The organism is Peribacillus sp. YIM B13481, assembly GCF_042787985.1.
Taxonomy (GTDB): domain Bacteria; phylum Bacillota; class Bacilli; order Bacillales; family DSM-1321; genus Peribacillus; species Peribacillus simplex_A.
This window is the reverse complement of sequence record NZ_JBHZPE010000002.1, coordinates 226,434-248,091: the sequence shown is the minus strand read 5'-3', so window position 1 is coordinate 248,091 and position 21,658 is coordinate 226,434. Positions and strand designations below refer to the sequence as shown.

Genomic DNA, 21,658 nt, shown 5'->3' with positions numbered 1-21,658 from the left:
CCATGGTCAATTGCATGGATGCCTTTTTTTGAGTTCGGGAACATTAGTCGAATCAGTGTGGGAGATTATAATGAAACAGGCTGTCGGGAAATCCCCGACAGCCTGTTTAAAAAGAGTGTCATTCTTCCTCTTCTTCAGCTTTATCTGTGTCTTTATCTTTATCATTGACTGTATCTTTATCATTGACTGTATCTTTATCTTTGTCGGTCTCTGTATCTTCTTTGTCTATATTCCCTTTGTCTTGATCTTTGTCTTGATTTTGCTCTTTATCTATAACTTTATCTATATCTTTATCTTTATTTGTGTCTTTATCTTTATCTGGTTTACCGTTCTCTTCTTTTGAGTCTGGTTTTTTAACTTCTTGAGTTATTTTATCATTTCCGCGATCATCTTTATTTTTAGTCGAATCTTCTTTTGAACCTGTCTTTTTAGCGCCGCTTTCAACACGCTGAGAAGGGGCTGATTCTTTACCGACTATGTCTACGGCCGTTACATAATAGGAACCGCCTGAGCCGACTTTGTAAACAAGACTCTCACCAGCATTGATGCTCGCCACTTTTTTGCCGTCTTTATAGACACGATAGCCGACGACATCTCCTTCATGATGCAGGCCCCATGTAATTTTATCGTTACTGATCGTTATGGATAGGGGATCGGGTACTTTGCCATTATCATTCAATTTCGCTTTCGCCCCGACGACATTTCCTGATTTTTCGCCTCCGGGAATAACGGATCCCGGGTCAATCACATATTGCAATCCGATATCTGCGAACGAATCTGGATTGAGCATGAACCCGCCGCTCGTGAATTCGCCAGGCGTTTGCGGAAGGGCTGCGTAGCGTTTGCTGCCGACTGATACATATTGTCCATCTATGAAACTATCATCCGCCTTGGATGGAGCATATTTGGCGATGAATAAATCTGATTTTACAAGCCCTGCCTTTTGGCATGCACTTGAAGGCAGCAGTCCTGAAACGGCACAGAAGGAACGGCTGACAATTCCGCCAGGCATTTCAAACCGCTTATCGGGATCGACGAGTTTCGGGTCGACTTTATATGCGGCATTGATCAGATCTGCCCAATAATATATATTCCGTTTATTATATTCAAGACCATTGTAGGTCCCTTGCAAGGATTTCGGTGTATCATAACCCAGCCATGTACCGAATGATACATTCGGGTTGGTTGCGACGAACCATGCGTCCCAGTAGTTTTGGGAAGTTCCGGTCTTACCTGCCCAATCGCTTGAGAAAGCAAGTCGGTTCCTGACCGAAGCGGCCGTCCCGCTGTTTACGACATCGCGCATCATATCAAGCGTCAGGTAAGCGGCTTGTGGTGAGAAAACATCCACTGGTTTCACTTTATGCTGATAGATGACCTTGCCATCTTTCGAAACGATTTTATCGATCATATAAGCATCGATGAATTCCCCTGAATTGGCAAATGTGCCAAACGCATTGACGTTTTCTTCAACGGTTACACCTCTGTTCATGGCACCTAATGACATGGCAAGATTGGAGTAATCCCCTTTCGTCACGGTGGAGAATCCCATTTTCTCCAAATAGGAAGCGGGGCTCAGGTTGATTATTTTCTTGTAAAAGAGCGCTGCCGGAATATTATAGGAATTCTTTAGGGCCTCGCGGGCAGTCGATACTCCCGTATAGCTGCCGCCGCCATAGTTTCCTGGACTCCACGCTTTGCTGCCTGCCGGAATGGAAATGGGCACGTTGGCCGATATGCTTCCAGGTGAGATTTTGCCCAGATCGATGCCTGGACCATATATGAGCAAAGGCTTCATCGTTGATCCGTTTGATCGAAGTGATGCGGTTGCATGGTTCGTCTGTTCCCGCTTGAAATCACGGCCACCTACGAAACTGATGATTTTTCCTGTTTTATTTTCGATTAGAATAGCTCCGGCTTCAACGGGCTCGCCCGCTTTATCGTATCCGAAATTCGGATAGTTTTTCGTAACTTCCTGCATTTTATCATATATCTTTTTATTGACCGTCGTATAGATCTGATAGCCGTTTTGACGCAGCTTGCGATCGGCAAGTGCTACATATTGTTTTTTTAAATCTTTATCCTTTAAATCTTTCTCTTCATATCCATCTTCTTTTGCCAGACTGACAGAAAGGATTTCGATGGAGCGTTTTTCAATTTCATGGGTGAGCCAAGGATATTTCTCCGATGGCAACGCCTTTTTACCGATAAAGTCTTTTGTTATGTCGTATGCGCTTGCTTTATCATACTCTTCTTTTGTTATGTATCCATTACTATACATCCGTTTTAAAACGGTTTTCATCCGGTTGATGCCGGGTTCTTGATTTTCTTTCAGTTTTCCTTGCTGGGTATACGGTGTATAACCGAAAGGACTTTGCGGCAATCCAGCAATAAAGGCAGATTGGGGCAGTGTCAGATCTTTGGCCTCCACGCCGAAAATACCTTCAGCAGCGGACTCGACACCAGCGATGTTCCGACCGGAAGAATTTCGCCCCAGAGTGGAGACATTTAAGTATGTTTCCAAAATCTCTTCTTTTTCAAAGAACTTTTCGACCCGGAGTGCAAGCAGGATTTCTTTTGCTTTCCGATCAAATGATACTTCGTTGGTCAGGATTTGGTTTTTAATGAGCTGCTGTGTTAAAGTGCTTCCTCCCGATTGGACGGATGCATTCGTAAATTCCTGGTAAATGGCACGCAGGATAGCTTTCGGGACAACCCCGTCATGTTCATAAAAATACTCATCTTCTGTAGCGATGACTGCATTTTTAAGATACTCCGATACTTTATCGATGGACACTTCTTCACGCTCAAGGTCACTCTTAAGCTTGCCTAAGTATACGTCATCAGCAAAGTATACCTCAGAGGTCTCTTCGTAATTGTAGATGTCTTTTTTTAAATCTTCCTTTGAGCGTACCGGCTCATCTTTGACGAGGGCAGCAAAATAGCCAGCTCCAACGCCGCCGGCGAATGAGAATCCTAGAACCCCAACAATAATGAGGATCAACGTTAGGTTCCAAATGACTTGGTATGTAACCCTTGCATTTTTTTGTGTTTTTTCATTTTTAAAAAAACGGGTTATCTGTTTCCATGCTGTTTGAAATCTATCTTTTTGATTATTATTCATCGTATCATACCCCCTGAAATCACATATATTATAGCATATAACACGGAAAGGAAAGGCGAACTTTCATATTTTTCTAGAATCTGTAAGGGTGATGTTGACAATGAATCTTATGTATGATAAAAATTTATTAATAATAAAATTTATTAAAAAAGCGCGATGATAGGACCCAGTAGTCAAACTATCCCTGTTTTAGAGAGCCGGTGGTCAGTGGAAATCGGTACACATGGTGAGATGAATTACTTCCTGGAGCATTTACTGTGAAATGATTAGTAGCAGGAAACGGTTGACGACCGTTATTCGTCTCGAGCGGAGGGCGCATTATGTCCTCAAGTTGGGTGGTACCGCGAATTTATTCGTCCCTTCATATTATATGAAGGGGCGTTTTTGTATGCTTTTTGCGGGATTTTTTCGGATTGAAGGAGGAATTGTAAAATGGAATTGCTAAAGGAACTCGAGTGGAGAGGGATTATTTATCAACAAACGGATGAAGAGGGTTTTAAGGACCTTTTAGAAAAAGAGAAAATTTCTTTATACTGTGGTGTAGATCCAACCGCGGATAGTATGCACATCGGACATTTACTGCCATTCTTGACAATGCGCCGTTTCCAGCAGCACGGTCACCGTCCCCTTGTGCTTGTAGGAGGAGCGACTGGACTTATCGGTGATCCAAGCGGTAAAAAAGAGGAACGCCAGCTGCAAACGCTGGAAAAAGTCCTCTATAATGCCGACTGCCTTAAAGGACAGCTATCCCACATCTTTGAATTCGACGGTGAAAATGGTGCTGTCATGGTCAATAACTATGACTGGATAGGTAAAATCGACATGGTTACGTTCTTGCGTGATTACGGGAAATACATCGGCATTAACTACATGCTGGCAAAAGACACGGTTGCTTCCCGTTTGGAAACAGGGATTTCTTTTACGGAATTCGCGTATACAATTTTACAAGGGATCGACTTTAGCCATTTATACGATAATCATGACTGTAAGTTGCAAATTGGCGGAAGTGATCAGTGGGGCAATATTACGACCGGTCTTGAAATGATTCGTAAATCGCATGACGAGGAAGCAAAAGCGTTCGGCATGACGATTCCGCTTGTGACGAAAGCGGACGGAACGAAATTCGGTAAAACGGAAGGCGGGGCGATTTGGCTTGACCCGGAAAAGACGACTCCGTATGAATTTTACCAATTCTGGATCAATACAGCGGATGCTGATGTCGTGAAATACTTGAAATTCTTCACATTCCTATCACGTGAAGTAATTGAAGAGTTAGAGCAGTCCGTACAGTCCGAACCGCATTTGCGTAAAGCGCAAAAAGCCTTAGGGGAAGAAATGACCCGTTTGATTCATGGTCAGGAAGCTCTTGATCAAGCAATCAAAATCTCTGCCGCCCTATTCAGCGGTGAGGTGAAGAATTTAAGTGCAGCGGAAATCAAATTGGGCTTTAAAGATGTCCCTAGCTTCGAACGTGAAAGCAAAGAAGATATCGGCTTGGTCGATTTAATCGTTGAAGCGAAAATTTCGCCTTCAAAGCGTCAAGCCCGTGAAGATATTCAGAATGGGGCAATCTCCATAAATGGGGAGAAAGTGACTGATCTGCAATATGTAGTGACGGAAGCTGCCAAGATTGAAGGGGAGTTCATCCTCGTTCGACGCGGTAAGAAGAAATATACATTAGTGAAATGATTGTTCAAGGCCCGGCTGAATTACAGCCGGGCCTTATTTTGAAGTATTTAGTGCCAAAAAAACCCCCATCCAAGGATGGGGGTTTTGAAGTTATTAACGAGAGTAGAACTCAACGATAAGAGCTTCGTTAATTTCAGCAGGCAATTCAGAACGTTCTGGTAAACGAGTGAAAGTACCTTCTAATTTCTCAGCATCGAAAGTAAGGAAATCAGGTACGAAGTTAGTTGCTTCAACTGATTCTTTGATGATTGAGAAGTTGCGTGATTTTTCACGAACTGAGATTGTTTGTCCAAGAGTCACTTTGTAAGATGGAATGTCTACGCGGCTTCCGTCTACAGTGATGTGACCGTGGTTAACAAGTTGACGTGCTTGACGACGTGTACGAGCTAAACCAAGACGGTAAACTAGGTTGTCAAGACGTGATTCAAGAAGAACCATGAAGTTTTCACCATGTACACCTTTAAGTTTGCCAGCGCGGTCGAACATTGAACGGAATTGACGTTCAGTGATTCCGTACATGTGACGAAGTTTTTGTTTCTCTTGCAGTTGCATTCCGTATTCAGAAATTTTTCTGCGTTGGTTAGGACCATGTTGTCCTGGAGCATAAGGGCGTTTTTCTAATTCTTTACCAGTACCTGTTAGGGAAATTCCTAAACGACGGGATAGTTTCCAGCTTGGGCCAGTATAACGAGCCATAGGATGACTCCTCCTTTAAATGTTTTTATTTTGGTAAAATAAAAACCGTGTGAATGTACGATCATGACCATTTTGTTTTCATGTACCTTCGCCCTAGCAGCAGAGAGTTACGAGATACACCTCTGTATTGAGGAACAAAATGAGAACATAAAGGCTGTCACATAGGCTGCAATATTTTACACAAGGAGTATTGTATAATATTCTGCTCAATGAGTCAAGGATAGTTACGATTAAATAAGGGGAGAGAATCGCAGCGGGAAGATACAATACATTTAAATAACACTATTTTTGTATGCTTCATGGTTGGTTTCCCGGCATTCCTTGGGAGCCCTTATAGGTATCGTTCCCACCTAGTTCTTTTGCATCGTTTTTTGCGAATCGTATAAATAACTAAAAAATAGGCAGTTATCGGTGTTTCCCATTGGGCAGAAGGTCAATCGAATAGTGTGATAGAGGTTAAGGGCCAGGCGTTTTATATTGGGAGGAATTAAGGGAAGGACCGGATGCAAGTACATGGGATCCTGTAATGGAGAGGGGAGCAGGCAAGGATTGCCGCTCCCTTTAACTTTATAATTGCTTGGAAAGGATTTCTGCGAACTTCTCCAGTCCCTGCTGATCGATTTCGTCAAATCGGTCCGTGACCGGGCTGTCGATATCGAGGACCCCGAACAATTTGCCATCCTTCATGAGCGGTATGACAATTTCAGATCGCGATGCTGCGTCGCAGGCGATATGTCCAGGGAATTGATGGACATCCTCGATGCGCAGGGTTTTTTCAGTTGCCGCTGATGTCCCGCATACTCCTTTACCCATTGGGATGCGAACACAGGCTGGAAGTCCCTGGAAGGGTCCCAGTATTAATTGGCCTTCTTCGTATAAATAAAAGCCGACCCAGTTAATCTCATCAAGAAACTGATTAAGCAGAGCTGCCGCATTGCTTAAATTGGCTATCCAGTTCGTTTCATCCTCGATTAAGGCAAAAAGTTGTTTCTGGACAAGTTCATAGTTTTTTTCTTTTTTTCCTTGATACATTTCGACATTAAACAAAAGCGTTCACCTGTCTTCCGCATATTATTACAGCACTTTCTAATATGTTGCTTTATTGTTGGGAAATTGTCGAGAACTTACTAAAGGATTCAGGCTCTTCCGTGCAGAAATAGTCCATAAGACTTGTCTCAAAGAAAGCGAGGGATTGCCTAAATGAATCGCCAGACGCCAACGAAACAAGCCATTGTGGAAGCTGCACTGCATTTATTTCATTTAAAAGGCTATCATGCCACATCCATACGGGATATTGCGAACAAAGCGAAAGTGAACGCTGCAAATATTGCCTACTATTTTAAGAATAAGCAGGGATTGCTGGAATTCTGTTTCACTTCCTATTTAGAAGAGTATATCCTGGTCCTTGATACGAACATGACACTGCTGGACCTTAAAGGCCCCCAGCATTGCTTGATGAATCTAGTAATGGATATTCTCGATTTCCAGAGGGAAAACTTCCTGGCTGCACGGTTCATATATGGGGAATCTTCACTAGATTCCAATTTAAACCGGGAAATTCATTCGACTTATTTTACAAAGGAAAAGTCTTATTTTCAATATGTTTTGGAACAAGGGATTAAGAGCAGGAGTTTCCAGCAGGTCTCCATTCCCATGTATATGCTCCAGTTGAAGGGCCTGCTAACGGCTCCTGTCCTTCATACCCATTATGCGATGGATGTGCTTCATGTGTTCCCGCAGGAAGCCTATTACACGAATATTTATGCCAATGAAGTCGGACGTTTTCTGCAAGATACCCTTTTCATTGCCGAAGACCTACAGCCACTGTTAGCGGGCCGGCCTGAAGTGTATACATGAGTTACCCATTAAACTCTGCAATCAGCGCCTGATGGCCCTGACCCAAATCTTTAGCCTGATGGGCATCGGAACCATAAATAAGCGGAATGCCGAGATCGAAAGCACGCTTTGCAAACCTTTCTGGAGGATAAGGCTCACCGCATAGCGGCTTTACAAGGCCGGCTCCATTATAATCAAGTTCATACTTTTGTTCCTTGATCAAATCCAGCACCTTGTAAACGCGCTCGTCAAAACTTAATGCTGGCGGATATCGATGCTGGAATTTATGGACAAGCGTAATATGCCCGATCCGCTTAGGTTTATAAATGCCTAAATCAGCTTTTATCGATTTTTCCAGAGTATCGTAATATTTGGCATACACCGATTCGACTGAACCTAGTTCATTGGCAATCTCACCAAACCCATTTTCACTGAAATCGATGCAATGCCAATTGCTTTGATGCTTGATGAAGTGGACGGAAAGTATACTGTCATCAAGGAATTCTCCGATTTCGTCGAGGAATTCTTTTGTTTCTTTTTCATGACCCTCTATGAAGTCAACCTCTAGACCTCTTTTGATCAGGATTTTGTCTTTATAGCGTTCTTTCAGTACGCGGAGCTCCTGAAAGTAATCCAGGAGCAGGGCAGCGTCCATGCCGCTGTCTTTTTCAGGCGTAGGATCTTGAAAATCTCGTGGCAATGGAGCATGTTCCGTAAATGTGATTTCCTTTAATCCTAGCTCGATTCCCCGCGTAATATATTCATCGAATTTATCCGTAGAGCCGTGAGGGCAAAACGGAGTATGTACATGACCGTCAGCTTTCATAGTCCTTCCCTCCCAAAAAACAGGTATTTGTAGCAATTTTCTACAAAAAAATCATTTTTCTCATCAAAAATTATTGCTAACATGGTATCATAAAAGCATTAAATTTAACATTTTTAAAATTGATATATAAACGAGCAAGACTGTAGGGACTAGAACAGGGGGCTTACCATGGAGTACATACTTGGGGTAATTGTATTAATTTTGATTTTCATCATTTGGGGTTATTTTTTCAAAAAGAGATATTTTAAAGAGATCGATCGACTGGAATCCTGGAAAATAAGCATCATGCACCGCCCCGTGCTAGAAGAGCTTTCTAAAGTCAAACAATTGAACATGACAGGTGAAACAGAGGAAATGTTCGAAAACTGGCGCATTGAATGGGACGCTATCATTACGGACCATATGCCCGAAGTCGAAGAGCTTTTATTCGATGCAGAGGAGTCCATCGATAAATACCGTTTCAGCCGGTCAAAAGAGGTACAGCGCAAAATTACAGTCAAGCTGAATGAAATCGAGGAAATGATCAAAAAGATCCTATACGAATTGAATGAACTCGTAGGCAGTGAGGAAAAGAACCGATTGGAAATTGAGGATATTAAAGAATCCTACCGTCAATTGAAGAAATCCTTGCTTGCACACAGGCATAATTACGGGAAAGCGGCTGATAAGCTGGAAAATTCCTTGGATGAAGTATTGCAGATCCTTCAGAGGTATGAAGAAGAGACTGTGAACGGGAATTATTTGAATGCGAGGGAGCTCGTTCTTTCCATTAAGGAAAAATTGGCGATCTTGGCCGTTAAAATGGAGTTGCTCCCAAAATTATTGGTTGATAGTCAATCCGAGCTGCGCTCCCAGCTTCATGAATTGAAGGATGGCTATGAGGAGATGTCGGGACAGGGTTATCTGTTGAGTCATATCCAATTCGAGCAGGAAATATCAAGGCTTGAGGAAGAACTGAATCTTTATAAAGCACAATTGGAAAATGCCGAAACGGAAGCTGTGGATAAAGGCATTAAAGATATGCGCGAAAGCATTGAGGTGCTTTATGACCTTTTGGAGAAAGAAGTGCTTTCAAAACAGTATGTCTTGAAAAATGATGAAGTCCTCAGGAAAACGATAAGTGACCTTGAATATGAGAACGATAAACTTAAAGTTGAAACCATACATGTTCAACACACGTATCATCTAACGGAAAATGAGCTAGATGCACAACGGAAGATGGAAAAGCAGATTGCCCAGATTTCGAAACGCCATCAATTGCTCGTCTTGAAGATGGAGGATAATGTGATGGCAAGCTCGCTTATCAGCGAAGAGATGCAGGGGCTGGCAGTACAGCTGAAAGAATTACAGGAAAATCAAAAAGAATTCACCATTAAATTACAGGCTTTACGAAAAGATGAAATGGATGCCAGGGATTCACTGGCCGAATTGAAACGCAAAATGGTCGATACTGGCCGTTTAATTGCAAAAAGCAATATTCCAGGTCTTCCTGAAGAGTATAAAGCGGTGCTTCAGGATGCCAAAGAAAGCATGGATGACGTTCAGGGTAAACTTGAAGAAAAGCCGCTTGACATGGCCGCTGTTTATATTTATTTGGAAAAAGCTGTCCAACAGGTGAGTGCGGTCCACGAAAAAGCTGATGAATTGATTGAACATATGTATTTGGCCGAAAAAGTGATTCAATTCGGAAACCGTTATCGCAGCAGTCACGATACAGTTGCCGATAGTCTCAGGGAAGCGGAAGCCAAATTCCGAAGCTATGAATATCAAGCTGCATTGGAAACGGCAGCCACGGCCATTGAAAAGGTCGACCCAGGCAGTTTGCGAAAAATTGGGGCGAACATAGAAGAAGTTCTTTCCTGAAAACCCGCCATGGCGGGTTTTTTCTTTTATCGGATCCTGAATTAGTTTTCTGCCGAAATTGAAAAATGAGATCGATAGGGTTGGAAGTGAATCATTCTGCGGGAATTCAAAGAAGGCATGTCTCCTTTCGTTCATGGACCAGTGTTTTACATTCTCTTTCAAATCCAATTATGTTAATATTAGAAGTCGCAACAGCTACACTTGAAACGGCATTTAGAAGAGTGACCAACATAGATACAAAAACATGGAAGGTGAACCCATGATTTATTTTGACAATAGTGCAACAACAAAACCATATCCTGAAGTAATTGAATCATTCATGAAGGTTTCTTCGGACTATTTTGGAAACCCCTCTTCGCTGCATGGACTTGGGGTGCAATCCGAAAAATTACTTTCTGCTGCAAGAAAGCAAATCGCTGATTTATTAAAGGTGAAGAGCTCGGAAATATATTTCACTTCCGGGGGGACGGAAGGGAATAATCTTGCCATTAAAGGAACCGCCCTCTCTCAGAGAAATCGGGGAAAACACATAATCACGACGGCAATCGAACATCCTTCTGTAGAAGACGCATGCCAAGCATTGACGAAAATGGGTTATGAGATCACATATCTTCACGTTAACGAATTTGGGCAAATTGATTTAAACGATCTTAAGCATGCATTGAGGGAAGATACCATTTTAGTATCCGTCATGCATGTTAATAATGAAGTTGGCTCTATCCAGCCGATTGCTGAAATGGGAAAATTGTTAAAGCAATACCCACACGTGCTCTTTCATGTCGATAATGTGCAGGGGGCAGGCAAAGTTTCTTTATCAATACGTGATGCCAATGTGGATTTATGTACAATTTCCGGACACAAGGTGCACGGCTTGAAGGGGACGGGCATCCTTTATGTTCGTGAAGGCGTTCGGGTCGATCCGCTTTTCCACGGTGGCAATCAAGAAACGAAAATCAGGAGCGGCACCGAAAATGTTGCGGGAATCGTCGCCCTTTCGAAGGCTTTTCGTATTAGTATGAGCAATCAATTGCTGTGTCATGATAAGCTGCAGCAAATCAAAAATTATTTATATAAAGGTTTGAAGGAACTGGACGGGGTGTTGATTAACAGTCCTGAAAAAGGTGCACCCCATATTGTGAATTTTTCCGTACCGGGACTCAAATCAGAGGTATTGCTGCATGCGCTTGAATCGGAAGGGATATATGTTTCGACGACTAGTGCCTGTTCTTCGAAAAAAAGGACGGTAAGCAAAACGGTGGATGCGATGTTCCATAACCAAGCCCGTTCCGAAAGTGTGATCCGAATCAGTACTACCTATAGCAATGAGATGGAAGAAGCGAAGCAAGTTCTGGCGGCGATACAGAAAATAGTCGCTAATTTAGAAAAAATAATGAGGGTTGCAAAATGAAATTTGATCATATAATTATCCGTTATGGAGAAATCTCCACGAAAAAAAGAAACCGTAAAGGCTTTGTAGACAAAATGAAGGCGCATATCCGCTGGAGTTTAAAGGATATTGAAGGAGTAGTGCTAACAGCCAACAGGGAGCGGATGTACGTTCTCCTGAACGGTGTGGACCATAAGCCTGTCATTGACCGATTGAAAGGCATTTTTGGGATCCAGTCTTTAAGTCCTGCGATAAAAATTGAACGCGACTTAGAAGTGATGAAAACGGCAGCGTTGTATTACCTTAATCATACTCTTGAGGAGGTAAATACATTCAAAATCACGACAAAACGCGCAGATAAGGATTTCCCATATAATACCGATGAAATTAACAGGGCACTCGGCGGGCATTTGCTTCGGAATACAGAAAATTTAAAAGTGGATGTAAAGAACCCTGATTTGAACCTGCTGGTAGAAGTGAGACGCGAAGCCGTTTATTTGACGGGTGAAATCATCCAGGGGGCAGGCGGTCTTCCATTCGGTTCAAGCGGAAAGGCAATGCTGATGCTTTCAGGCGGGATTGATAGCCCTGTTGCAGGATTCCTTTCGATGAAACGCGGGTTGGACGTAGAAGCGATTCATTTTTACAGCCCGCCTTTCACAAGTGAGCGTTCACGTCAAAAGGTCATTGATCTGGCGGGCAAGCTTGCTGAAATAAGTGGAAGCATGAAAGTGCATATCGTTCCATTTACTGAAATTCAATTATTGATTCAAAAACAGATCCCGGAAAACTACTCAATGACAACAACTCGACGTTTAATGATGCGGGTCGCCGATCAAATCCGTGAAAAGGAAGAAGCCATGGCACTGATCACCGGTGAAAGCCTTGGACAGGTTGCAAGCCAGACGATGAGCAGCATGTTTGCCATCAATGAGGTGACGAATACACCGATCCTGCGTCCGCTGATTACGATGGATAAAACGGAAATCATTAAAATCGCAAGAGAGCTTGATACTTTTGAAATATCCAATCTGCCTTACGAAGATTGTTGTACGGTCTTTACGCCGGCAAGCCCAAAAACGAAACCGAAACGTGAAAAAGTCAATTATTATGAGAGCTTCGTTGACTTTGAATCATTGATTGAAAAAGCGGTCTCCGAAACAGAAATATTGACGGTTAAACCGGGTCAGACATTCGATAGGGAAGAAGCGATGGAAGACTTGTTTTAATATCCTGTAATTACCAATGATATTGTGCGAATGAAGCCATGTGTTTTAACACACTCTATAATCACAAGGAGGTGAAAAACTCATGGCAAACAACAACAGCTCAAACGAATTATTGGTACCTGGAGTGGAACAAGCTCTAGAACAAATGAAATATGAAATCGCTTCAGAATTCGGTGTACAACTTGGTGCCGATACAACATCTCGCGCTAACGGATCAGTTGGTGGGGAAATCACAAAACGCCTTGTTCAAATGGCTGAACAACAATTAGGCGGAGGTTTCAACAGATAATTTAATAATATGGCTACAGAGAGCGGGTTCTAAAACCCGCTCTCTTTATTTATTTGTAAAAATACATGGATATATTAGAGAAGTATCTTGTATAATGAGTAGGTACTAAGAGTTCATAAATGGAGGGGAAAAAAATGAAACGTAAAGATTTATTAGCTCCGGAACATTACAACTTAGTGAGTGAAATGGAACGTTTTGCAAAAGATCCGGAAAAAGTTGCTGTACTTTGGGAGAACGAAACCGGAGATAAAAAACAACTTACATATGAGAATTTATTAAATAGTGCAAATAAAATTGGAAATGCCTTCAAGAAAAAAGGGCTGGGTAAAGGTGATACGGTCCTTATCATAATCCCTCGTTTAGTAGAAGCTTATCAAGTGTATTTAGCCGCATTGAAAATTGGCATGATTGTCATCCCTTGTTCTGAAATGCTTCGTGCGAAGGACTTGCAGTATCGAGTCAACCACGGTGATGTTAAAGGAATCGTCAGTTTTCATGAATATACTCATGAATTGAATGAAATAGAGGGAGCGGAAAGCCTTCTGAAGTTTTCAATCGGAAAACGAATGGAAAATTGGCTGGATTTGAATGAGCTTGCCGATGATGAATCCGATCAGCTGCCAATGGCCGACACGAAGAGTGAGGATATGGCGTTCTTATCGTATACTTCCGGAACGACAGGTAATCCAAAAGGGGTTGTCCATACACATGGATGGGCTTATGCCCATTTAAAAACGTCTGCTGCAAACTGGCTGGGCATCAGCGAAGGGGATGTGGTTTGGGCAACGGCAGGCCCAGGGTGGCAAAAGTGGATCTGGAGTCCGTTCCTGGCTGTATTGGGAACGGGTGCAACAGGTCTTGCCTATCATGGGAAGTTCGAGGCGAAAAAATATCTTCAGCTGCTTCAGGGATACAAAGTGAATGCGTTATGCTGCACACCAACCGAGTATCGGTTGATGGCAAAGGTGGATAACCTTGATGACTATGATTTATCCCATCTTCATAGTGCAGTATCAGCGGGAGAGCCTTTAAATCAAAAAGTGTTCGAGGTCTTTAAAAACCATTTCCATATTGAAGTGCGCGATGGATATGGACAAACCGAAAATACCCTTTTGGTAGGTGTAACAAAAGGCATGGATATTAAATTGGGCTCCATGGGCAAACCGACTCCGGGCAACCATGTGGAAATCATTGATGATTCCGGTAAACCCTGTTCTCCTGGTATAGTCGGGGATATTGCCGTACATATCGATACACCTGCTCTTTTTAAAGAATATTTTAAAGATCCCGAGCGGACATCGAAGCAATTCCGTGGGGACTATTATATCACCGGCGATCAGGCGAAAATGGATGAAGATGGTTATTTCTGGTTTGAGGGTCGAACTGATGATATCATCATCAGTTCGGGATATACCATTGGACCGTTTGAAGTGGAAGATGCACTCGTTAAGCATCCATATGTGAAAGAGTGTGCCGTTATAGCAAGTCCTGATGAAATAAGGGGAAATGTGGTCAAGGCGTATGTTGTCTTGATGGATGATATCGATCCGGACAGCCAAGATTTGATCAAAACGCTTCAATCGCACGTAAAAGAATTGACTGCTCCATATAAATATCCAAGGAAAATCGAATTTTTAGATGAGCTTCCCAAAACGACATCGGGTAAAATCAAACGGGTGGATTTACGGAAAAGGGAAGAAGCACTACTTAATAATTAACGAAAGCATTTCCGTCAGCCCCCGGCTGACGTTTTTTTATTAACAGAGGCTTGCATAATCATAAATATGGGAATCCGTGAATTGAGATGGTACACTTACTGCATATCTGAAGGGAAAGAATCATTTAATAAGGAGTGTAGAGCGGGATGGGAACGTTATGGTTCAATGGGGCGATTTATACGATGATTAAAGAAAAAGATCAAGTGGAGGCACTCTTCACTGAAAAGGGGGTAATTGTTGATACCGGCAGCATTGACTATTTAGAACGTAAATATGCCGGCAATATTTCCAGGGAAATCGACTTAAAAGGACAAACGATGCTGCCAGGGTTAGTGGATAGTCACCTTCATTTGGTCGGGCATGGTGAAAGACTGCTTCGTCTAGACCTCTCTTTGATGGATAGCAGGGAGTCCATCATGAATGCCTTGAAGGAAAAGTGCTCAAAGACCCCTGCTGGAAAGTGGATTGTTGCCGAAGGGTGGAATGAAAATGAATGGCCCAGTCCTGAATTGATTTTACGGGATGAGCTTGACGCGATATCGACAGAACATCCCATCGTATTGAAAAGGATCTGCCGCCATGCCTTGGTGGTCAATTCCTGCGCCCTTTTGGAAGCGGGTATTAAAGAAGATATAAAAGAACCGTCAGGCGGGGTGATCTGCCGCTATCCAGAAGGTCGTTTAAATGGTTTATTTAAAGAAAACCAGGCGCAGAACCTGATTTTAGACAGCCTTCCTGGCATTGACCAAGAGTATATCGAAAACGCACTCATAGAGGCCATAGAAGACGCATATAAGCTAGGTTTGACTGGCGGACATACTGAAGACCTCCATTACTATAATGGCTTCCTTCCGACATATCAGGCGTTTAAATCGGTAATCGAGGACAGGGAAATGGCCTTTCGCGCCAATTTACTCGTCCATCACGAAGCGTTAGAAGAAATGCTGAAAGCAGGCGGCAGCTATCAAGAAGGTACGCGATATATCAAGTTCGACAGCATGAAGATATTTACCGACGGCTCCTTAGGCGGACGCACAGCCCTGTTAAGCGAACCCTATGCAGATCAAAGGGATACGAACGGTGTCGCGATATTCACTGAGCATGAGCTTCAGGAATGGGTGAAAAAAGCAAGGGATGCCGGAATGCCGATTGCTGTCCATGCCATTGGCGATCTCGCTTTTGAATACGTCTTGAATGCAATTGAAGCCATCCCCCCAAAAGAGGGACAGAGGGACCGGCTCATCCATGCGCAGATCGTCCGGCCGGAGCTGCTGGAGCGGGCGGCAAAACTGCAGGTCATATTTGATATCCAACCAGGTTTCGTCACGTCCGATTTTCCGTGGGTGGAAGAAAAGGTTCCAGCCAATCTATTGGATTCCTCCTATGCCTGGAAAACCTATTTGAATATGGGCATCATTTGTGCAGGAGGGTCAGATGCGCCTATAGAGCCATTAAATCCAATTTTGGGCATCCATGCTGCTGTCACAAGGACGAAAATCAACAGTGAGGACAGTACCGTATATGGCTTGGATGAAAGGCTCTCCGTTCATGATGCCTTCGCACTTTATACAAAAGGGAGTGCTGCAGCTATCGGCCAGGAAAAACGCCGCGGTCAGATCATCAAAGGGTACGATGCAGATTTTACCGTGTTTAATCTGGATGTCTTTGCTGTTGTGCCGGATGATCTCCTGAAAGTTGAGGCGGTCATGACGGTCATAGATGACAGAATCATGTATGATAAAAAATAACAGTTGCAAAAAAAGAAATGGATACGCAAAATAGTTAGAATTCGATAAAGGAATTAATGGAAAGAAGGCAGGTTATGAAAGTGGATGAACAAAAAGAAGGGGCGATCTATGCAGCCCTTTCTTATATGATGTGGGGAGTCGTGCCAATTTACTGGAAGTTCCTTCAGGGAGTCGGAGCTACAGAAATCTTGGCTCAGAGGGTATTATGGTCTTTCGTCTTCATGCTGGTTTTATTGATGTTCATGAAAAAACGACAAGCGTTTCTTGATTATGTCAAAAACATATTGGGAAATCCCAAACTCTTTGCGGCGTTACTAACGGCCTCACTGCTCGTTACAGCTAATTGGGGAGTGTTCATCTGGGCCGTTAACTCAGGACGGATCCTTGACACGAGCCTTGGATATTATATCAATCCGCTAGTCAGTGTACTATTGGGAGTGATAGTTTTAAAAGAAAAATTGAGCGGGGCACAGATCATGTCGTTCCTGCTTGCAGGAATCGGGGTCTTGATCCTAGGCATTCATTTCGGTACGATCCCGTGGGTCTCTCTTGTTTTGGCCATGACCTTTGGATTATACGGCCTGGCAAAAAAAATGATCAAAGCCGAATCGGCGATCGGGCTGACGCTCGAAACGATGATGGTAACGCCTCTTGCCCTGGGTTACCTGATATACTTGATGAACCAATCAGAAATGCAATTCTTTACAGCAGGAAGCACAAGCTTGCTGTTGGTGGGCGGTGGGATTGTTACGGCCTTGCCTCTTTTATATTTTGCAAAGGGGGCGGAGAAGATCCCGTTATCGATGCTTGGGATTTTTCAGTATATCGCTCCGACCTTATCCTTACTGATCGGGGTATTCGTCTATCACGAAAGTTTTACAAAAGCGCATCTTTTAGCCTTTTTGTTCATATGGTCAGCCTTGGCTGTTTATACACTATCCATTACGAAATGGGGTCAGGCAAGTGCACGCAGGTTTAAAGGCAAAGGGAACATCGGTGCGTGAATAAGAAAAAATGCTTGGTGGTTCCATCCCCAAGCATTTTTTTTGCCTATATTTAAAGAAACCGGTTTTACGGCAGGAGAATTGCTTGAGTCATGAAAGATAAATCCTCGGACCTATTTCAGAAACAATCAAATCAGATAGGCTGACAAGACCGTGAACGGGCTTTGCACGGGAGATAGTTGGTTGGAATTGTCTATAGTAGGAACTATCCAGGCTAATGATATGCTTTGTCAGGAATGCTGAGATGGCGGCATTCGGCTTTCTATTGCTATTTAGTTCATCGATGATACCCTGTGCATTGGTAATCCCGATCCTGTGGCCATAAAAGAGGTCTTCTCCTAATAATATTGCATTCTCACCTTGCCATTCAGGTGTTTCCTCATCGTGATCAGGGTTTTTGAAGTAAAGGCAATCCCCTGGTAAATAATCCGTTCCTTGATGAACATGAAGAGCCATATTCTTCGGAGGGCGCCAGTCATATAGAAATAGGCTTGAAAAAAGATAGTCGAAATTCCTAGGGCCGATTAAATCCAAAATGGCCTTTAAAAAAGTGACGACTATCGCTGTACCGCATTCGAAAGCGTAAAGCGTTCCATTCAAGAAAATGTCCAGGAGTGCAACATGAGGGGCAATCCCTGGCTGAAGGGTAAAAGTGCCATCCTTTGAAAGGCGCCAATATTGTTTATTGGATGCCGATTCCTCAAGTGTGGAAAATTCTGCATCACTTTTATCCAACGCAAAAGCTGCCTCGATGACTCGGTGCCTCAGTTGTATATCGAAATTAAGGTATCCAAAGCTCCGATATTCAAAAATGTTAGAATCTTCCGCTAGCAATTGGAGAATTTCAAGCGATTTAGCAGATGCTATACCTGGTTGGATGTGACTGACATCTAATAATTTGTGATTAATCTTTATCATGATCATATCCACCTTTTGCTTTTGAAATTAAGGGCTTATAAAACCAGTACACAAAAAATGTCCACAGGTTATGCTCATTATATGAATACCTGCAAGGAAATGACTCTTTGAACGTGTCAGGCACGTAAACGAGAATGATTGGAATGGCATGATGTTTTGCTAGATATCCTTTAACGCAAGGGAAACCTTTCCAATTAATGAGAAGAAGCAAATTAGTATTCCTTTTTCCCCATGAATTGATATAATGGGAGAGAAAAGTTCATATGTGCGAGAAATGTAGGGGGGCCAGTACTGCTGGCTGAGATTGCGTCCTTTAGATGCTGACTCTTTGAACCTGATCTGGATGATGCCAGCGGAGGGAACATATTATTACTGACTTTCTGTTTTGTATGTTAAGCGTCCGAATTCATCTTCGGGCGTTTTTTGTTTTTTTACCGGTATTGGAATGGACCCTGGCGCCTCATTATGGTTTCGGCATATGGATCTTATATGATGTGTAGGAGGATAATAGTTTGAATAAATTCTTACCACTGTTAACTTCGTTGTTCCTTTTGGCTGGATGTGGGGCAGGCGGAACTAATGAAAAAGAAGAATCATCTAAAAAAGAAGGCAATAAAGAATTAAAAAAGGTATCGGTCGTGCTTGATTGGACACCGAATACAAACCATACAGGATTGTATGTAGCCAAGGAAAAAGGGTATTTCAAAGAACAAGGTCTGGATGTGGAAATTATCATGCCAGGCGAAGCTGGAGCTGATAAACTTGTGGCTTCAGGGAAATCTGAATTTGGCGTGAGCTACCAGGAGGGCATTACGCAGGCCCGCGTGCAAGGCGTTCCGATTGTTTCGCTAGCTGCTGTCATCCAGCATAATACCTCTGGATTCGCTTCACCTGCGGCAAAAAACATTAAAACTCCCAAGGATTTTGAAGGGAAAACGTATGGTGGCTGGGGGTCTCCAGTTGAAAAGGCCATTATTGATTCACTTATGAAAAAAGAAAATGCCGATGTAAATAAAGTGGATATAGTGAATACAGGGGACACAGATTTTTTCACTTCGGTTAAAAGGGATATAGATTTCGCCTGGATTTATTATGGGTGGACAGGTATCGAGGCTGAGTTGCGGAATGAAAAGCTTAATATGGTTTACTTAACCGAATACTCTGATAAGCTGGATTACTATACGCCTGTTTTGACAACAAATGAAAAGATGATAAAAGAGGATCCTGAGACTGTTAAAGCATTCGTTCATGCAGCTTCGAAAGGGTACCAGTTTGCAATTAAGAATCCTGATGATGCAGCGGACATATTAATTAAGTCTGCACCTGATCTAGATCCAAAACTAGTGAAGAAAAGCCAGGAGTGGCTTGCAGATAAGTATCAGGATGATGCTCCGCGTTGGGGTGAACAAAAGCTTGAAATCTGGAAGAATTATAGTGATTGGATGAAGGAAAATAAGCTTCTTGAAGGTGATTTCAATCCTGAAAAGGCATTTACCAATGAATTTTTACCAAAATAGGAGGAAATACAATGGCCAATTCATTAATTAGTATACAAATCATTCCTAAAGGGGAAAATGTCATCCCCATGGTCGATGAAGCAATCAAGATCATTGATGAATCAGGTGTCAAGTATGAGGTTCACCCGCTAGAAACAACAATGGAGGGTGAGCTATCCGAGCTTTTTGCCGTGATAGAAAAAATGAATGTAAGAATGATTGAATTAGGCTCGCCGAATGTCATTTCCCAAGTGAAGATACTATATCAGCCAAGCGGGATTACGATGGATACGTTAACGGAGAAATATCGGGCATGATCAAAAGGGGAATTTGGAAGAAGGGGGCTCCCTTCTTTCTTTTATTATGTTTGCTGATAGTATGGGAGTCAATGACAGTCTTATTAAAGGTTGAAAAATGGCTGCTTCCCGCTCCATCAGCCATTTTCATTGAAGGAATTGAGTCGTCCCGTAATCTTTTTGGACACCTTATATCAACAACTGAGCTTGCGTTATCGGGTTTTCTTATTGGAAGCTGTATCGGTTTATTGATTGCTGCAATCTTACACCTATTTCCAGGTGTGAAGGACGCGGTTTATCCTCTGCTCATACTCTCGCAAAATATACCAATCATAGTTTTGGCACCGCTTTTAGTGATCTGGTTTGGCTTTGGCATGCTGCCTAAGTTAATTGTGATTTCACTCGTATGTTTTTTTCCGGTTGCGGTTGCTTCATTGGACGGTTTTCGCCAGACACCTTACGAACTTAAGCATTATTTCAAGATGATGGGAGCGGGGAAAAACCAGTTATTTTGGAAGCTGGAACTTCCCCACTCGATCCCGTTCATTTTCTCAGGCCTAAAAATTTCGGCCACCTATAGTATAATGGGTGCGGTTATTTCGGAATGGCTTGGGGCTAAATCGGGGATTGGTGTTTATATGACGCTCGCTTCCTCCGCGTTTCGGACAGATCGGGTGTTTGTTGCCATTTTCATCATTATGGGAATGAGCCTTCTCTTTTTTGGAATCATCACATTCCTGGAGAAATATTTAGTTTCATGGAAGAGAAAGGAGGGTGAAAGGGATGATGCTGGAAATTAAAGATGTCTCCTTTGCTTTCGATGGTAAACAGAATATTTTAGAGAATATGAATTTCCATGTAGATGATGGGGAATTTGTCACAATCCTAGGACCATCTGGCAGCGGTAAAAGTACGTTGTTCCACTTGATAGGCGGTATTTTGAAGCCGGATCAGGGCATCATTTCGTTGGATGGTAAAAAGATAAATGGCTTTAAGGGCCATATAAGCTATATGCCGCAGCAGCCATCCCTTTTACCTTGGAGAACGGTGTTGGATAATGTTTTGCTTGGAAGTGAGCTTGCTGGGATAAGAGACAAAGAAATGGCAAAAGCCCTTTTGTTGAAAGCTGGATTAGAAGAGTATGTGAAGGCATATCCGCATGAATTATCTGGGGGCATGAAGCAAAGGGCCGCTTTCATTCGAAGCATCTTAAGTCGACAGGACTTGATGTGCCTGGACGAACCCTTTTCTGCTCTGGATGAACTGACAAGATTGGAAATGCAAAAATGGCTGTTGTCTGTTTGGGAACAAAATCGGAGATCTGTGCTTTTTGTTACCCACAGCATAGATGAAGCGGTTTTCCTTTCAGATAGAATTTATGTGTTATCAGCAAAACCGGCTGCTGTCATCAAAGAAGTGAAAGTTCCATTTCCAAGGCCAAGAAGTGAGGAACAATTTCTAAGTGATGAATTTTTAAATTTGAAGAGAGAATTATATGCCGCACTAAAGCCAACCCTTTCTTAAGTCAGGAGGAAATTG

At 42.7% G+C, this 21,658-nt stretch carries 18 protein-coding genes, 1 riboswitch and 1 other annotated feature; of the genes, 13 read left to right on the top strand and 5 right to left on the bottom strand.

Going from position 1 to position 21,658, the window contains the following annotated elements; all coding sequences use genetic code 11:
- Nucleotides 1-118 precede the first annotated feature (118 nt).
- Entirely contained in the window at nucleotides 119-3,124 is a 3,006-nt protein-coding gene (locus tag ACFX4X_RS02670) for a transglycosylase domain-containing protein (protein ID WP_377381345.1), read from the bottom strand.
- Nucleotides 3,125-3,271: 147 nt separating this feature from the next.
- Nucleotides 3,272-3,488, top strand: a binding site (T-box leader).
- Between the two features lie 68 nt (nucleotides 3,489-3,556).
- Between ACFX4X_RS02670 and tyrS the strand changes: the two genes are divergently transcribed.
- A complete protein-coding gene (tyrS, locus tag ACFX4X_RS02665) occupies nucleotides 3,557-4,813 on the top strand; it encodes a tyrosine--tRNA ligase (protein ID WP_061464404.1) in 1,257 nt (418 codons plus the stop codon).
- A gap of 93 nt (nucleotides 4,814-4,906) precedes the next feature.
- Here the strand turns inward: tyrS and rpsD are convergent, their stop codons facing one another.
- Together rpsD and ACFX4X_RS02655 are read right to left on the bottom strand one after the other, a co-directional pair.
- Nucleotides 4,907-5,509 carry a 30S ribosomal protein S4 gene (rpsD, locus tag ACFX4X_RS02660; RefSeq protein WP_061464403.1) on the bottom strand — a complete coding sequence of 201 codons (603 nt, stop codon included), beginning with the start codon at nucleotides 5,507-5,509 and terminating at the stop codon, nucleotides 4,907-4,909.
- 567 nt (nucleotides 5,510-6,076) lie between these two features.
- Nucleotides 6,077-6,556, bottom strand: coding sequence for a GAF domain-containing protein (locus ACFX4X_RS02655; protein WP_089363623.1), 480 nt, complete (start codon nucleotides 6,554-6,556; stop codon nucleotides 6,077-6,079).
- Nucleotides 6,557-6,709: 153 nt separating this feature from the next.
- Here ACFX4X_RS02655 and refZ point away from each other — a divergent pair, with 153 nt between their 5' ends.
- Nucleotides 6,710-7,366, top strand: a complete 657-nt coding sequence (gene refZ, locus ACFX4X_RS02650) for a forespore capture DNA-binding protein RefZ (RefSeq protein WP_061464401.1) — start codon at nucleotides 6,710-6,712, stop codon at nucleotides 7,364-7,366.
- A gap of 1 nt (nucleotide 7,367) precedes the next feature.
- Here refZ and hisJ read toward each other — a convergent pair whose 3' ends face one another.
- The gene (hisJ, locus tag ACFX4X_RS02645; protein WP_284470014.1) at nucleotides 7,368-8,171 is read right to left on the bottom strand and encodes a histidinol-phosphatase HisJ; all 804 of its coding nucleotides are present in this window, start codon (nucleotides 8,169-8,171) and stop codon (nucleotides 7,368-7,370) included.
- Between the two features lie 168 nt (nucleotides 8,172-8,339).
- Between hisJ and ezrA the strand changes: the two genes are divergently transcribed.
- The 7 genes from ezrA (at nucleotide 8,340) to rarD (ending at nucleotide 17,409) form a co-directional block, all read left to right on the top strand.
- The gene (gene ezrA, locus ACFX4X_RS02640; RefSeq protein ID WP_289319899.1) at nucleotides 8,340-10,034 is read left to right on the top strand and encodes a septation ring formation regulator EzrA; all 1,695 of its coding nucleotides are present in this window, start codon (nucleotides 8,340-8,342) and stop codon (nucleotides 10,032-10,034) included.
- Between the two features lie 259 nt (nucleotides 10,035-10,293).
- Nucleotides 10,294-11,442, top strand: coding sequence for a cysteine desulfurase family protein (locus ACFX4X_RS02635; protein WP_377381338.1), 1,149 nt, complete (start codon nucleotides 10,294-10,296; stop codon nucleotides 11,440-11,442).
- Complete coding sequence (thiI, locus tag ACFX4X_RS02630) at nucleotides 11,439-12,650, top strand: tRNA uracil 4-sulfurtransferase ThiI (protein ID WP_061464397.1); 1,212 nt, start codon at nucleotides 11,439-11,441, stop codon at nucleotides 12,648-12,650. Before ACFX4X_RS02635 ends, thiI begins: the two co-directional genes overlap by 4 nt.
- Before the next feature lie 82 nt (nucleotides 12,651-12,732).
- Nucleotides 12,733-12,939 carry an alpha/beta-type small acid-soluble spore protein gene (locus ACFX4X_RS02625; RefSeq protein WP_125160175.1) on the top strand — a complete coding sequence of 69 codons (207 nt, stop codon included), beginning with the start codon at nucleotides 12,733-12,735 and terminating at the stop codon, nucleotides 12,937-12,939.
- Nucleotides 12,940-13,073: 134 nt separating this feature from the next.
- Entirely contained in the window at nucleotides 13,074-14,657 is a 1,584-nt protein-coding gene (gene mbcS / locus ACFX4X_RS02620; RefSeq protein ID WP_377381335.1) for an acyl-CoA synthetase MbcS, read from the top strand.
- 146 nt (nucleotides 14,658-14,803) lie between these two features.
- The gene (locus ACFX4X_RS02615; RefSeq protein ID WP_377381332.1) at nucleotides 14,804-16,405 is read left to right on the top strand and encodes an amidohydrolase; all 1,602 of its coding nucleotides are present in this window, start codon (nucleotides 14,804-14,806) and stop codon (nucleotides 16,403-16,405) included.
- A 74-nt stretch (nucleotides 16,406-16,479) separates the two neighbouring features.
- Complete coding sequence (gene rarD, locus ACFX4X_RS02610; RefSeq protein WP_061464394.1) at nucleotides 16,480-17,409, top strand: EamA family transporter RarD; 930 nt, start codon at nucleotides 16,480-16,482, stop codon at nucleotides 17,407-17,409.
- Nucleotides 17,410-17,499: 90 nt separating this feature from the next.
- Here rarD and ACFX4X_RS02605 read toward each other — a convergent pair whose 3' ends face one another.
- Nucleotides 17,500-18,327 carry a protein-glutamine gamma-glutamyltransferase gene (locus ACFX4X_RS02605; protein WP_377381328.1) on the bottom strand — a complete coding sequence of 276 codons (828 nt, stop codon included), beginning with the start codon at nucleotides 18,325-18,327 and terminating at the stop codon, nucleotides 17,500-17,502.
- A 268-nt stretch (nucleotides 18,328-18,595) separates the two neighbouring features.
- Nucleotides 18,596-18,705: riboswitch (TPP riboswitch) on the top strand.
- Between the two features lie 134 nt (nucleotides 18,706-18,839).
- Between ACFX4X_RS02605 and ACFX4X_RS02600 the strand changes: the two genes are divergently transcribed.
- The 4 genes from ACFX4X_RS02600 to ACFX4X_RS02585 are packed head-to-tail and all read left to right on the top strand — an operon-like array spanning nucleotide 18,840 to nucleotide 21,643.
- Nucleotides 18,840-19,844 (top strand): ABC transporter substrate-binding protein, encoded by a 1,005-nt coding sequence (locus ACFX4X_RS02600; protein WP_089363630.1) that lies wholly within the window; start codon nucleotides 18,840-18,842, stop codon nucleotides 19,842-19,844.
- 11 nt (nucleotides 19,845-19,855) lie between these two features.
- The gene (locus ACFX4X_RS02595; RefSeq protein ID WP_125160171.1) at nucleotides 19,856-20,140 is read left to right on the top strand and encodes a thiamine-binding protein; all 285 of its coding nucleotides are present in this window, start codon (nucleotides 19,856-19,858) and stop codon (nucleotides 20,138-20,140) included.
- Nucleotides 20,137-20,919, top strand: coding sequence for an ABC transporter permease (locus tag ACFX4X_RS02590; protein ID WP_061464390.1), 783 nt, complete (start codon nucleotides 20,137-20,139; stop codon nucleotides 20,917-20,919). The genes ACFX4X_RS02595 and ACFX4X_RS02590 overlap by 4 nt, the downstream gene beginning before the upstream one ends.
- Nucleotides 20,903-21,643: an ABC transporter ATP-binding protein gene (locus ACFX4X_RS02585; protein WP_377381323.1), complete on the top strand. Its 741-nt coding sequence runs from the start codon at nucleotides 20,903-20,905 to the stop codon at nucleotides 21,641-21,643. The genes ACFX4X_RS02590 and ACFX4X_RS02585 overlap by 17 nt, the downstream gene beginning before the upstream one ends.
- Nucleotides 21,644-21,658 lie beyond the last annotated feature (15 nt).

Coding starts and splice junctions, on each gene's coding strand:
- ACFX4X_RS02670 (WP_377381345.1), bottom strand. CDS start 3,124: ATGAATAATAATCAAAAAGATAGATTTCAAACAGCATGGAAACAGATA.
- tyrS (WP_061464404.1), top strand. CDS start 3,557: ATGGAATTGCTAAAGGAACTCGAGTGGAGAGGGATTATTTATCAACAA.
- rpsD (WP_061464403.1), bottom strand. CDS start 5,509: ATGGCTCGTTATACTGGCCCAAGCTGGAAACTATCCCGTCGTTTAGGA.
- refZ (WP_061464401.1), top strand. CDS start 6,710: ATGAATCGCCAGACGCCAACGAAACAAGCCATTGTGGAAGCTGCACTG.
- hisJ (WP_284470014.1), bottom strand. CDS start 8,171: ATGAAAGCTGACGGTCATGTACATACTCCGTTTTGCCCTCACGGCTCT.
- ezrA (WP_289319899.1), top strand. CDS start 8,340: ATGGAGTACATACTTGGGGTAATTGTATTAATTTTGATTTTCATCATT.
- ACFX4X_RS02635 (WP_377381338.1), top strand. CDS start 10,294: ATGATTTATTTTGACAATAGTGCAACAACAAAACCATATCCTGAAGTA.
- thiI (WP_061464397.1), top strand. CDS start 11,439: ATGAAATTTGATCATATAATTATCCGTTATGGAGAAATCTCCACGAAA.
- ACFX4X_RS02625 (WP_125160175.1), top strand. CDS start 12,733: ATGGCAAACAACAACAGCTCAAACGAATTATTGGTACCTGGAGTGGAA.
- mbcS (WP_377381335.1), top strand. CDS start 13,074: ATGAAACGTAAAGATTTATTAGCTCCGGAACATTACAACTTAGTGAGT.
- ACFX4X_RS02615 (WP_377381332.1), top strand. CDS start 14,804: ATGGGAACGTTATGGTTCAATGGGGCGATTTATACGATGATTAAAGAA.
- rarD (WP_061464394.1), top strand. CDS start 16,480: ATGAAAGTGGATGAACAAAAAGAAGGGGCGATCTATGCAGCCCTTTCT.
- ACFX4X_RS02605 (WP_377381328.1), bottom strand. CDS start 18,327: ATGATAAAGATTAATCACAAATTATTAGATGTCAGTCACATCCAACCA.
- ACFX4X_RS02595 (WP_125160171.1), top strand. CDS start 19,856: ATGGCCAATTCATTAATTAGTATACAAATCATTCCTAAAGGGGAAAAT.
- ACFX4X_RS02590 (WP_061464390.1), top strand. CDS start 20,137: ATGATCAAAAGGGGAATTTGGAAGAAGGGGGCTCCCTTCTTTCTTTTA.
- ACFX4X_RS02585 (WP_377381323.1), top strand. CDS start 20,903: ATGATGCTGGAAATTAAAGATGTCTCCTTTGCTTTCGATGGTAAACAG.